The organism is Mycobacterium sp. NPDC050551, from assembly GCF_040674075.1.
Classification (GTDB): domain Bacteria; phylum Actinomycetota; class Actinomycetes; order Mycobacteriales; family Mycobacteriaceae; genus Mycobacterium.
In genome coordinates this window covers 847,397-860,701 of the sequence record NZ_JBFARC010000002.1, presented here as the reverse complement: position 1 = coordinate 860,701, position 13,305 = coordinate 847,397, and the positions used below count along the sequence as shown (strand labels likewise).

The following is a 13,305-nucleotide window of genomic DNA, read 5'->3' as shown; positions in this document are numbered from 1 at the left end:
GTGACACACATCGTGGAGCGCGGCCCTGACGCCGCGCAGGAGAGGCCGCCCACCGGCCCGGTCCGCGAGAAGACCGCGGTCGTCAGCTCGAAGGTGGGTGGTCACCGCAAGGACATCGAGGGGCTGCGCGCCCTGTCCATCTTGATGATCATGGTGTGGCACGCCGGCGTGCCGTTCTTCCCGGGCGGCTTCGTGTCGCTGGACGTGTTCTTCGTCATCTCCGGTTTCCTCATCACGCAGCTGCTCGTCCAGGAGTTGCGGACGACGGGGCGGTTGAAGTTGCGGCGCTTCTACGGTCGGCGAGCCAAACGGCTGTTGCCCGCACCCACAGCGGTCTTCGCGGTCGTCGCCATTCTCACCATCGTGCTGTTGCCGCGCAGCCGGTGGATACCCACCGCTCAGGACATCATCGCCACCGCGACGTACAGCATGAACTGGCGGCTGGCGGCAGAGAGCACGGACTACTTCTCCCAGAACTCCACGGAGAGCATTCTCGAACACTTCTGGTCGCTGTCCGTCGAGGAACAGTTCTACCTGTTGTGGCCGTGCCTGCTGGCCTATACCGCCGCCCGCACATTCCAGCGCGGCAGGCGCACCATGGGACCCGCGCTGCTCGCAGCGTTCGCCCTCGTCGGTGTGCCGTCGTTCCTGTGGTCGGTGTACTACTCGGTGGAGAATCCGGCCAAGGCCTACTTCGTCACCACAACGCGGGCATGGGAATTCGCGCTCGGCGGCGCTCTGGCCATGCTCACGTTCACCACCTGGAAGCTGCCGAAACCGGCGGCGATCGTGGTGGGGTGGGCCGGTCTGGTCACCATCTTCGCCGGGGCCTTCTACATCACGACGGAATTCCCCTATCCCGGGTACTGGGCCCTGATCCCGTGCCTGGGAACCGCGGCGATCATCTTCGCCGGCTTCACCGCGGGCCGCGCCGGACCGGTGGCGATACTGGGCACCGCGCCGATGCAGGTGGTCGGGCGAATGTCGTACTCGCTGTACCTGTGTCACTGGCCGGTCCTGATGTTCACCGCCGCGGCGCTCGGGCGGGCGCTCACCCCCGTCGAGGGGTTGATCACCGTCACGGCGTCGGCGATACCGGCATATCTGCTGTACCGATTCGTCGAGAACCCGATCCGCTACTCCCGCACGCTGTTCCCGACCTCGGCGCGCATGCTGCAGGCCGCGGCCGTCGCCACGGTCGTGTCGCTGATCGTCGGGATGGGTCTGTACATGGCGAACTGGCCGCCGCCACCGCCGTTCGTGCCGCCGACGATCGCCCAGATCGCGGTGGGAGACTCCTCGGGCGACCAGAACGCCGCGGCGGGCCCGAAGGCCAATCTCGACCCGACTGCGGTGGTGGGCGCCGGTGCGCTCGGTCCGAAACCGCTGGGCGATCAGAACGGCGCGCCGAAGGATCAGTCGCCCTCGATCGTCCCGGCGGCGGATGTCGCGGCCAGGGACTACACGAATTGCACTCAGACGCAAGAGAACAGCGATGTGATGTCGTGTGTCTACGGCAAGAAGGACTCGACGACGGTGGTGGCGGTCGTCGGTGACTCCCACGCCAATCAGTGGGTGCCCGGCCTCGCCGAGGTCGCGACGGCGAGGGGCTGGAAACTCGTCGAATACACCAAGGCCGCCTGTTCCTTCGCCGACGTTCTGATCACCACCAAGGACGGCGACCCGTATCCGTCCTGCCAGGAGTGGGGCAGGTCGCTGCTCGACAAGCTGCTCACCACCGAGAAGCCGACCATGCTGATCACCAGCAGCATCAAGAAGCGGGTGATCCTCGACGGGCAGGCCAACTTCGACGCAGCCAATGTCAGCGCGCTGGCGGCGGGCCTCAAGCGCAACTACGAGGCGCTGAACAAGGCCGGCATCCCGGTGGTCGTCATCCAGGACACGCCGACGCCGACGTTCGACATACCTGAATGCGTGCAACAGAATCCGGACAAGCTCACCAAGTGTGCGGGCGACCGGTCGGAGATGGTGCCGGGCGATCTCGGCGCGGAGCAGTTCGAGGCGAAGGCCGGACTCGACGACGTCCACATCATCGACCTCAACGGCGCCATCTGTCCGACGGAGCAGTGTGCCGCGGTCATCGGCAACGTGTTGGTCTACCGCGACGCCAGCCACCTCACGGGTACCTACGTCCGGACACTGTCGCCGAGGCTCGACGCCGAGATCGGTGCTGCGACGCAGTGACGCTCCAACGCGGCGAGTCCATCGAGAGGGTGTCGGCGGATCCACCGCCGACACCCGACCATCCGCAGCGCGACGGCCTGCTCACCCTCGGCAGGGCAATGCTCTACCCGGGGCTCGCGCTGACGTCGCTGTTGCTGCTGAGGGGTCCGATGGCGTTGCCGATCGGCGACATCCTGATGGCGGGGGCGGGGTTCTGTGCGCTGCTGTCCATGCGCCGGCCGCCACGGCAGCTCCCCGCGATGCTGTGGCTGGCAGCCGCTCTCCTGGTGGTGGGCGGTGCAGTGGCCTCCGCAGGCAGCAGCGATCCCGTTGGCAGCCTGAGCATCCTGGCCCGGCTGGTGTACATGGTCGTCATCGTGCCGTGGATCCTGTTGAACCTGCTCGTCGAACAGCGGCATGTGACGCGGGCGGTCTCCTGGTGGCTGATCGGAGCGGCGCTGTGCGGGTTGGGTGCCGTCGTCCAACTGCTCTTCGGTGACGTGATCCCGGGTGGTCAGGTCACCGTCGACGGACGGTTCACCGGTATCACCACCCACCAGAACGACCTCGCAGGCATCAGTGTGATGGCGGCCGCGGCGGCGCTCGCCGCGTTCGGCAACGGAGTGACGAAACGCTTCCGCATCTTCGCGTTCGGGATCCTGGCCATCTGCACGACGGGGTTGATTCTCAGCGGCAGTGTGAGCGGGGTCCTCGGCATGCTCGCCGCCATTCTGTTCCTGCTGCTGTCGAGAGCGATCCACCTCGGCCGCGCGACGCTCGTCACCGCCGCCGGCTCGGTGATCATCGTGTTCGTGCTCAGCCAGTTGGAGGGCCTCGGCGCCCTCAACCCGATCGAACGGCTGATGCGGACCACCGGGTTCACCACCACCAAGGCCGAATACGACACCGCGGGAACGCGAATGGAGTTGGCCCGTCGTGCGATGGACCAGATCCGCGAGTCACCGGTCATCGGTAACGGGATGCTGATCGAAGACAACGTCCTGATGAAGCGGTTCACCGTGCACAACAACTTCCTGGGCACGTGGACCGCCGGTGGCGTGCTCGCGTTTCTGGGCGTCGTGATCGCGACGGCACTGGCCGCTCGCTACTGTCTGCGTCGCGACCCGAGGAATGCCCTCCACGGTGTGGTGGCCACCGCGTTCGTCGCTGCACTGGCGTTCGCGCAGACCGCGCCGGGCATCTACAACCGCTACTACTGGATTCCGGTGGCGTTCATGATCTTCCTGGTCTGGCAGTGGCGTCCCACGGCAACGCCGGCCGGCGCACTGCGATGTTGAAGGCCCTCGGCCTCGTCGGCGGTGCCCGAATCACGTCGACGGCCGCGCAGGCGCTGAGTCTGCTGGTGCTCGCCAGGAGTCTCGGGCCTTCGGACTTCGCCGAATTCGCCGCTGTGCTGGGCGCGCTCATGGCGCTCAACCTGGTCTCCGACGGGGGCGCCACGTACGCCGTGGGCCGTCACCACGACGACCCGACGACGATCGTCAAGATCCTGCGCGCCGGGCGCACGCTCTCCGCGGCGACCATGCTCGTCTCGATCCCGGTGCTCGTGGCGTTCGCCGTCGCAACTGGGTCGGCGGTGCTCGTCGCGTGCCTACCGCTGTGCCTCTGGGTGCCGCTGGAGCGTCAACTGGAAGTCAGCAGCGCGTATCTGATGTCGAGGAACCAGCAGGTTCCGGTCGGTGCCGGCTTCCTGCTGCGCAGGCTGCCCACGCTGGTGGCGGTCCTGCTCTTCGCCTCGACCACCAACCTCGTGTGGGCCTTCTCGGTCACCATGCTGATCACCGCCGTCGTAGCGAACGTGTATCTCGGCAGGCGGGTCGCCGCTGAGACGGCGGCCGGCGACAGGGACGCGCGTCCCGACGGGGCCACCTGGCGCATGCTCCGGCCGTTCTGGGCCGCCATCGCCGGACAGGGGGTCCGCCAGATCGACGTCGCCGTGCTGACCTTCGCCGCCGGCACCGGGGTCGCCGGGATCTTCGCGCCGGCAATCCGATTGGTGCCTGCCCTGCTCCTGGTCCCGGGCACCTACACACAGCTGCTGCTGGCGCGCCTCGCGACCACCAAAGAGACCCTGACGCTCCGGGCGGTCGCGGTGCTGGGACTCGTCACCGGCGCGGTGTTCGCACCGCTGGCGGTGACGGCGAATCACTGGGTCCCGCTGCTTCTCGGTGACGAGTACAGCGCGAGTGTGCCTGTGGTGCAGATCGTGATCGGCAGCCTGGTCTTCGCGGCGATGTCGTCGGCCTTCGCCAGCGGACTGCACGCTGTCGACTGCGCGTCCCGGGTGGCGGCCACGGTGTGGACCAGCGCGCTGACCACGCTGGCGCTGGTCGCTGTGCTGGGCTCGACGCACGGCGGGATCGGTGCAGCGTGGGCCGTCGCCGTGGGTTATGTCATGCAATTCATCCTGATGGCCGCTGCATACCGGCTGCGGCGGCAGCCGGCACCGACAACGGTTCTCGCGCACTGATGGGGGACGACGACCGATGACCAGTGACACGATTCGTTCGGTGACCGGCGACCGGGTCCGCGCGCACTCTCCGGTGCGCCGCCGACGCGATCTGGTTGTGACGCAGCTGGCGATGCCGTCGTATCGCCAGGAGTTCGTGCGCGCGCTCGAACTGTCCGGCGAGGACATTCTGCTCTTGGTGGGGGACGCGCAATTCGGCGACGGCGTCGTGACCGATGTGGCGTCGCCCATCGTGCTGCGTACCGGCCGTAACCGCTACCTCGCCGGGCGCCGGGCGGTGTGGCAGCACGGATGCCTGGTGCGGGGATTCCTCGCCAAGAACCTGGTGATCGAGATCAACCCGCGCAATCTGACGTCCTGGCTGCTGCTGATCGGCCGGCTGCTCACCCTGCGCGGCACTGCCGCGTGGGGGCACGCGCACTCACGGCGCGGACCTCGACCGGAGCACAATCGCATTCGCCGGGTGATGGAGAGTCTGTGTTCGGAGCTGATCACGTACACCGAGACGGAGGCCGCGGAACTCCAGGATCTCTTCCCGCGCAAGAACGTCATGCCGGCTCGCAATTCGCTCTACTCGATCGAGCAGATGTCGCGATTCGACGTCGGTGAGGTGGCCGACCGTCCGGATCTGGTGATGATCGGCCGCCTGGTTCCCGACAAGAAGCCGCTGCTGGGCCTCGAGGCGTTCGAACGGGCCCGTGCCACGTTGCCCGCGGACACCGTCCTGCACATCGTCGGGTCGGGACCGATGGAGCGTGCGATCGCCGATCGGGTGGCGCAGTCGGGACTCGACGCCCAGGTCCGCTGCTACGGCTGGGTCAGCGACCTCGACCTGCTGGCGCCGATCTTCCAGCGCTGCCGTGGACTCCTCGCACCCGGATACATCGGTCTCAATGCCACGCAGGCGCTGTATTTCGGGGTACCGGTTCTCTATCCACGCGACGATCCGCATGCCCCCGAGATCGAGGCCCTCGATGCGAGCAACAGCATCGTCTTCGAGACCGACGACGTCGCGGGCTGCTGCGAGGCGATCACATCGCTCTACCGCGAGCCCTGGTCGTTCGACTGCGAGGAGATGGCTCGGCTTGCGCGGTCGAAATATTCGGCCGACCGAATGGTCGAACCGTTCCTCGCGCTGGCGAGGCGCGGTTGACGACTCCTGCCGAGCGGCGCATCTCGCCCTGCCTGGAGCCGCTCTGTACCGGTGCGCGCACAGAGGCGAGCGGCAGGAAAGACATTCGGGGAGCGGGCAGCCTCGTGCTGCATGACGTACCGTCCAACGCAGTGGTCGCCGGCCGGCCGGCCCGTGTGATCCGGACGAGGTGACATGCGATTTCGCTCCGCGGCGCTGGCGGCCGCCGTCCTGGCGACGTCGGCGGGTTGTGCCACAGAGCCGCCTCGGATTCCGGTGGGGTCGCGGGTGGTGTTCGTCGGCGACTACGACACCGGCGATCTCACCCAGTGGGCGACGCTGCAGACCCAGGACTGGAGCCAGTTCGCCGGTGACTACTGCACCTACCGGGCATGCGTTCAGGACGGCGGCGAAGGCCACTCGACTGCGGCGCGGTTCGAGGTACGGGACGGGGACATCCCGCCGTTCGGCGGCGGAGAGCGTGCGGAAGTGCGTACCGGGGACGGTCCCTCCAACGGCGGCTACGCCTTCGAGGGTGATGAGCGCTGGTATGAGATGTCGGTGAAGTTCGACGAGGGTTTTCGCAACCCGCGGGTGTCCAGCGCCGGTTGGTTCATCGTGATGCAGTGGTTCGGCTACGGAGCTCCCGCGCTGGCCCTTCAGGTTTCGGAGAGCAACACCCTGGACTTCGGCGGCGACGGGGTGCCCCGCAGGTATCACCGGTCCATCGGGGAGGTGCGGCCCGGCGAGTGGGTCGACTACATCCTGCACGTGAAATTCTCGAAGAATCCATCGGTCGGATTCGTCGAGGCATGGGCTGACGGTCTGCTGGTTCTCCCGCGGTACAACCGCCCGACGATGACCACCGAGTCCATCTATTTGAAGCAGGGTATCTACCGTGATGCGAATGCTGGTGACACGCAGGTGGTGTGGCACGACGGCCTCCGTGTCACGGCGCCCTGACATGCGCCGCACGGCCACCGTCGTGGCTGTCATCTGTCTGGCCTGGCTCGCCGCAGGCTGCGCGGCACCGCCCGCTCCTGCGTCGCCGCTGTGCGCGAGTCCACGCGACGCGGCCGAAGCGTGCATGGTCCGGGCGGGATCGCGTGTGGTGTTCACCGGCGATTACGACACAGGTGATCTCGACCAGTGGGCCACTCTCCACACCAGGGACTGGAACAAGCCCCCCGGTGCGTACTGCGAGTACAGCGCATGTGTGCGCGACGGGGGACCGGGACACCCGACTGCGGCTCGCTTCGAGGTGCGCGACGGCGACGTCCCGCCGTTCGGCGGTGGCGAACGCGCGGAGGTGCGCACCGACGACGGATCGACAAGCGGTGCCGGCGTCGCCGAGGGCGATGTCCGGTTCTACGAGCTGTCGATCATGTTCGACGAGGCCTTCCAGAATCCCCGGCAAGGCAGCGACAGCTGGTTCGTGCTCATGCAGTGGCTGCCCAGCGACGACTCGTCGCCGCCGCTCACCCTGCAGGTGTCCAAGGCGAACACGCTCGAACTGGGAGGCGACGGTCCGTCCATTCCCCACCGGCGCCCGATCGGGCCGGTGCGGCCGGGCGTGTGGTCGGATTACGTTCTGCACGTCAAGTTCTCCGCCGATCCCGCCATCGGTTTCGTGGAGGTCTGGCAGGACGGGGTGTTGGCCGTGCCGCGGCACAGCCGCCCGACGCTGAGCGATCGGCCGGCGTACCTGAAACAGGGGGTGTACCGCGATGCGGCCAGCAGCGGGACGCAGGTCGTCTGGCACGACGGACTGCGCGTGACCGCTCCTTAGCCGGTCTCAGACGGCGGCCAGCGAATGCGGCGCTTCCATCAGCTTGCACCGCATCTCGTCGACCACGGTCTCTGCCGCGGTGACGGCGGTGACCAGCTTGCCCGAGAACAGTGTCATGACTGTCGGCGCCACCCAGTTGACGATGGTGGGGCGCGCGTCGGTGGCGTCGACGTCCGCCAGCACGGTACGCACGCTCCACAGTGAGCCGCAGTACTCGGCGTCGTCGAGGCCGTTGACGAACCTGCTGGCGGTCTCGCGCATCGCTTCGAAAGCGGTCAGCGCCGAGGGCGCCCCGCACGGATTCGTCAGCAGCTCGCGGTAGGTCTCGGGCGGCTCGAAGGACTCCGAGACCGACCGGTGGTGCACGCTGTGTTCGACGTCGTAGAGGATGTGCAGATCTTCCCGCCGGCCGTACGGCGACAGTGAATTGAACGGCCCGTCCATCACGACGATGTCGGTGTCGCCCAACGCCGCGCCCTTCATGATCGCGACCTCGCACACCTCGAACTGACGGCGGGGCGGCGTGATGCCCCATGCCCGCATGAGCGCGTTCGACCGGGCGTTGCCACACAGCACCACGTAGTCGTAATGGTCCACCACATCGGGTCCGGCCTCGACGCCGCCGTACAGACGTACGCCCGACTCCGCCAGCCGGCGCAGCCCGATGTTCTTCAGCTGCACCGGATCCATCCGCGATTCGGTGGCCCTGATGACGAGTTCCGTGTTGTCCTCACGCAGCAAGGGCGACTTCACCACTTCGACCTCCAGGCCGGCCTTGGTGCAGTGTTCGAGGAACTGCTCGCCGGTGACCCTGCTGCCGATGCGGCTCACCGCGTAGAGGTGCTGCTCGGAGTCGATCACCGCCGCCCCGTATTCGGCGAGGAACGACGTCACGCTCTCCTTGGTCTCTAGGGCGGTGTCGAGACTGCGGGGATAGTGGTACCCGCGGTGCAGCCGAAAGACGTTGTTGCCGGTCGCCCCGTTCATGATGGAGCGCTGTGCTTCGAATATGTCCACCTCCCAGCCGTCTTCGGCCAACCGCACGGCGGCGGACACGCCGAACACGCCGGCACCGACGACCGCCACACGGCCGAATGTGATGGGTTTGGAGATCATGCGGGACGCTCCTGTCGGGTGGATAACGCGCGGCTGATGAGATCGGTGACGGCGACGGACAGTGACATGTCGGAATGCATCGCGCGGCGGTCCGTCCGATGGTCGAGGAACCACTGCACTTCGCGCAGGAGGGGTTGGTTCGGCGCGAACTGTGCGTCGACTGAATCTGCACTGGCCGCCGACTGCCGTAGCCGGTGGTCGGACCAGTCCCATGACTCACCCGACGTCGTCGTCAGTGAGAGCTGCTTGCGCTTCGGGCCGGGGCCGGAACCGTTCAGCTCGATCGACACAGTGGCGCCGCGCGAGGTGGTCCACCAGCATCGGGCGGTGTCGCCGCCGCCGGACAACCGAATCGCCTGCGGGACCTCACCGGTCAACGTGATGGCCAAGGCCACGTCGTGGGGGAGCAACTCCCACTCGACCGGGCCTGCGAGTGCCGGACGGTTCCACGTGAACCGAAGTGTCGCAACGTCTTCCGCTACAACGGCGGCGTGCAGTCGCTCGACGGCCGGGTGGTGGAGATAGGTGAATCCGGTGAAGAGCGCCAGCCCACGGTTGTCCGCCATCGCGGTCAACCGACGGCCGTCGGCGGGATCGAGCGCCATCGGCTTCTCGACGAAGACGTGGCGGCCGTGCGAGAGCGCGAGTTCGGTGAGGGCGACGTGGGATTCCTTCGGCGTCGTGATGACCACGGTCGCGGCGTCGTTCTCGGCGAGCAGCTGCCGGGCGTCGGTCGACACCGGCACCCCGGGATGGGTGGTGGACAGCCACGTCAGGGTCGGCGCGTTCCCGTGCACCGCGAACCCGCTCGCGGTGGCGCCGCACGCGGTGAACGCCGTGATGACATTGCGGCCCCAGTTGCCCGCCCCGAAGAACAGACAGGAGCTGTCGGGTCGGCTGCTGGGCTGCAGGGTCAGGACGTTCATTGCGGCAGCGATATCCGCTTGTCGAGGAACGGCACGAGAGTGCGCACGTACGTCCCGGTCAGGTGGCTGTTGTCGCGATAGAGGAGCACATTGCCGATGACCGCGGCGCACTTGTCGGTCGGGCATATCGCATCGTTGAAGTCGACGACACGGACGTTGTTCAGCCCCTGGATTGCCTCCAGTTGATCGGACCCGTGGTCGTCGGGGACCATCACCGCGCGGTCGGCGGCGCAGGCCGTGAGTTCTTCGGTATTGGCCTCGACACAGTCCGGGATGTCCTGAGTGGGTGCGGGACTGTCCTGGATCACCAGGACCGGTATCCCCGCCTTCGTCAGCGCCTCGTAGTACCGGCGCAGGCCCGCCGCGAGCGCGCTGCGCCCCACCGGGTCGTATCGGAGCTCACCGTTGACGAAGACACCCTTGGAGGACTGGGCGGTGATCACCATCGTGGGTTTCTCCGCGATCAACTGGTCGAGCACCGCGGCGCTCCACTCGTTGCAGGAGGGATATGGCTTCTGGTCCTTGGTGGCCACCGGGACGTCGCTGAACGAGCACGCCGCCTTGGTGTACTCCACCAACGCCCAGCCCTTCTTCTCGGCGACCTTGGCCAGCCCCGGAACCCACTGGTTGGCATGCGAGTCGCCGACCACCGCGACCACGACGTCGGAGTCCTGTTTTCCGTAGGCGCACGAGCGCACCTCGGCGCTCTCGATCACCTGGGTGCACTGGGTGTAATCCTCGTTGGCCACCAGGGGATCGGGAACGATGTGAGCCGACTTGTCTTTCGGTGCTCCGTTCGGATCGTTGAGCGGATCCTCGCGGAGCAGGCCGGCGCCGAGGATCGCGTTGGGATTCGTCCGGTCAACCGGTTGATCGCTCTGCGCGCCGCCGGTCTGGCTGGCGGTGTTCGTCGTATCGGCACCGTTCATCACCGCGATCGTGGGCGGCACGAACGGGGGTGCGGGAGGCCAGTTCGCAATGTAGAGGGCCATTCCGGCGGTCAGCGAGACGACTGTGGTGACGGCGGCGAGCTTGAGCATCGGGCCCGAATACTGCAGCCCGGCCTGGGAGAACCGAATCGGGTTCTCGACGTGGTGATGCAGGAGATAGGCGGGGATGAAGGCGGCGGACACCGCGAGCAGTCCGGTGACCGGGCTCAGTGTCCCCAGTACGGCGGTGGCCACCACGACGATGGGCCAGTGACACAGGTACAGCGAGTACGACAGGCGGCCGACCGTCTCCATGGGCCCGGTGGAGAGCAACTGGCTCGCGGATCCTCGCCGCCGCGCATCGGCGGACAGCCCCGCCGCGATCACCGCCGCCGACCCCAGCGTGGGCAGGAGTGCCGCGGTACCCGGAAACGGCGTCGCCCTCGTGAAAAGGACTGCCGCGGCGATGATCGCGGCGAGGCCGGCCCATCCCACGACAACGGCGACACGTCGCGGCAGACAGCGCCCGTTGACCGCGAGTATCGCCAGTGCGGCGCCGAGAGCCAGCTCCCACACCCGGGTGGTGGTGACGAAGTAGGCGTGCGACGGGCTGCTCGCGGTGTAGTAGATCGACCATGCCAGTGACGGCAGCCCGACGAGCGCCAGGGCGAGCATGAGCGTGCCGGTGATCCTGCGCCGCCTGGTGATCCGCGCGAGGAATGCGGCGCCGATGATCAGGCACGGCCAGAAGATGTAGAACTGTTCCTCGACCGCCAGTGACCAGAAGTGCTGCACCATGCTCGGCGAACTGTTCGCGCTGAAGTAATCGACAGCCTCCTCGGCCAGCCGCCAGTTGACCAGGTACACCGCGCTGGACATGATGTCGTACGCCGTGTCGACCCATCGGCTCTGCGGAAGGAAAGCCCACGCGAGAAGGGCCGACGCCACCAGCGTCACCGCCGATGCGGGCAGCAGGCGCCGGGCCCGGCGGGCGTAGAAGCGGCGCACGCGAAGCCGTCCGGTGGAGCGGACCTCGCGGACGAGCATCTGCGTGATCAGGAAGCCGGAGATGACGAAGAAGACGTCGACTCCGACGTAGCCACCCTCGAGACGGCTCACACCGGCGTGGGCCAGCAGCACCAGGATGATCGCTACCGCGCGCAGTCCCTCGATGTCGGGCCGGTAGCCGGCAAGGACCGGCGGCTGGTCCGCGGTCGGCTCGACCCTGGCGACCTGGGTCATCTAGTACGCACCCTTGCGCTCGAAGACGACCCGCGGCGTCTGGAGCATGATCCGCAGATCCCACAGCAGTGACCAGGATCGGACATACACCGAGTCGAGGTGTTGCAGATCGGCGTAATTGAGGTCGCTGCGACCGCAGACCTGCCAGAGCCCGGTGATGCCGGGGCACACGTCGAGTCGGGTCAGAGCGGCGCCGTCGAGACCATCTGCCATGTCGGTGGGCAGCGGCCGCGGACCCACGAGCGACATGTCACCGAGTACCACGTTGAGGAACTGCGGCAGTTCGTCGAGGCTGGTGCGGCGCAGGAGCCCTCCGACGCGGGTGACCCGGGGATCGTTCTCCGCCTTGAACAGCGGGCCGTCCACCTTGTTGTGCTGCGCGACGGTGTCGAGTTGCGCGGCGGCGCCGTCGGTCATCGTGCGGAACTTGAAGATCTGGAACGGCTTTCCGGCGCGTCCAATTCGCTCCTGGCGGAAGAACACGGGACCGGGACTGTCCAGCCGGATCGCCACGGCGATCACCAGCCAGAGTGGCGCCACCACCGCCAGCGCGCACGAGGCGAGTGTGATGTCCATGGCGCGTTTGAGAGTTCGCGCGCTGACACCCAGTGACGCGGCGGGCACGTGCATGAGCGCGAGCCCGTGCAGCTCCTCGACCTCACTGCGCCAGTTGTGCAGTTCGAAGAACCGGGGGATCACCGACACCGGCACCTGCCCCAGCAGCAGTCGAAGCGCGTCGAGAGTGTGCTGATCGGTCGCATTCGGGAACGCGACGATGACCCGGTCCGCGCGGTGCTCCGCGCAGACGTCGGGAAGATCTGCCAGGCCGCCGAGCACCGACGAACCCGGTGCCGGGTTGTCATCGACGTGGCCGACGACGAGTGTGTCGGCGCACCTGCTCAGTCGCGCGGTCAGCCGGTCGGATATGGGTCCGGTGCCGACCACCACGATGCGGGTGACGGTCGGGGTGTCGAACATCCGGACCACGAGCCCGCGTGCGGACGGGACCAGAGCGACGGCGGGCAGTGTCATCGCCACTGCCGAGGTCAGTGTCATCCGGCCGCCGTGGAACAGCAGGGCGTCGGCGCCGAGCGCGAGCAGTGCCGCCGTCGGCAGGCAGCGCGCGATGACCGTCGGCCGCCACCAGCCACTCGGCCGCAACCGCGATGCGGGCCTGCGGTACAGGCCGTGCAGATGCAGCGCCACCACCATCGCCAGCACGGTGACGATGATGTCGCGCACGCCGAGGTCACCGGCCCTGACCGGGCTGATGAGATTCAGCGCCGTGCCCCCCAGCGCGGCGGACGCGGTCAGCGCCAGCACATCGGAGATCCGGAGCAGATACCGCTGCCGCTGACCGAGTTCGGGGGCCGCAGGCACCGGTCGGGTGTTGTTGAGTGGCAACACGGCTGACGGCGGTGCGATGTCGGCTGCCACCGGCATGGCGGGCGGTGCTGTGCGACGGGCGAGGATCGTCTCACTGGTCATGGTGACTC

10 protein-coding genes are annotated in these 13,305 nt (G+C 67.6%); 6 read left to right on the top strand and 4 right to left on the bottom strand.

Going from position 1 to position 13,305, the window contains the following annotated elements:
- The 6 genes from AB0K11_RS10935 (at nt 1) to AB0K11_RS10910 (ending at nt 7,596) form a co-directional block, all read left to right on the top strand.
- Nucleotides 1–2,205 (top strand): acyltransferase family protein, encoded by a 2,205-nt coding sequence (locus AB0K11_RS10935; protein ID WP_364975773.1) that lies wholly within the window; start codon nt 1–3, stop codon nt 2,203–2,205.
- Nucleotides 2,202–3,482, top strand: coding sequence for an O-antigen ligase family protein (locus AB0K11_RS10930; protein ID WP_364975771.1), 1,281 nt, complete (start codon nt 2,202–2,204; stop codon nt 3,480–3,482). Before AB0K11_RS10935 ends, AB0K11_RS10930 begins: the two co-directional genes overlap by 4 nt.
- Nucleotides 3,476–4,675 (top strand): hypothetical protein, encoded by a 1,200-nt coding sequence (locus tag AB0K11_RS10925; protein ID WP_364975769.1) that lies wholly within the window; start codon nt 3,476–3,478, stop codon nt 4,673–4,675. Before AB0K11_RS10930 ends, AB0K11_RS10925 begins: the two co-directional genes overlap by 7 nt.
- A gap of 16 nt (nt 4,676–4,691) precedes the next feature.
- Entirely contained in the window at nt 4,692–5,828 is a 1,137-nt protein-coding gene (locus tag AB0K11_RS10920) for a glycosyltransferase (protein WP_364975766.1), read from the top strand.
- Nucleotides 5,829–6,002: 174 nt separating this feature from the next.
- A complete protein-coding gene (locus AB0K11_RS10915; RefSeq protein ID WP_364975764.1) occupies nt 6,003–6,770 on the top strand; it encodes a polysaccharide lyase in 768 nt (255 codons plus the stop codon).
- Between the two features lies 1 nt (nt 6,771).
- On the top strand, nt 6,772–7,596 hold the full coding sequence (locus tag AB0K11_RS10910) for a polysaccharide lyase (RefSeq protein ID WP_364975762.1): 825 nt from the start codon (nt 6,772–6,774) through the stop codon (nt 7,594–7,596).
- Nucleotides 7,597–7,602: 6 nt separating this feature from the next.
- Here the strand turns inward: AB0K11_RS10910 and AB0K11_RS10905 are convergent, their stop codons facing one another.
- From AB0K11_RS10905 to AB0K11_RS10890, 4 genes are read right to left on the bottom strand one after another with little or no spacing between them, the layout of a single operon-like run.
- Nucleotides 7,603–8,712 (bottom strand): FAD-dependent oxidoreductase, encoded by a 1,110-nt coding sequence (locus AB0K11_RS10905; RefSeq protein WP_364975760.1) that lies wholly within the window; start codon nt 8,710–8,712, stop codon nt 7,603–7,605.
- On the bottom strand, nt 8,709–9,638 hold the full coding sequence (locus AB0K11_RS10900; protein WP_364975758.1) for a Gfo/Idh/MocA family oxidoreductase: 930 nt from the start codon (nt 9,636–9,638) through the stop codon (nt 8,709–8,711). The genes AB0K11_RS10905 and AB0K11_RS10900 overlap by 4 nt, the downstream gene beginning before the upstream one ends.
- The gene (locus tag AB0K11_RS10895) at nt 9,635–11,809 is read right to left on the bottom strand and encodes an acyltransferase family protein (RefSeq protein WP_364975756.1); all 2,175 of its coding nucleotides are present in this window, start codon (nt 11,807–11,809) and stop codon (nt 9,635–9,637) included. Before AB0K11_RS10895 ends, AB0K11_RS10900 begins: the two co-directional genes overlap by 4 nt.
- Nucleotides 11,810–13,297 carry a sugar transferase gene (locus tag AB0K11_RS10890; protein ID WP_364975753.1) on the bottom strand — a complete coding sequence of 496 codons (1,488 nt, stop codon included), beginning with the start codon at nt 13,295–13,297 and terminating at the stop codon, nt 11,810–11,812.
- Nucleotides 13,298–13,305: the final 8 nt, after the last annotated feature.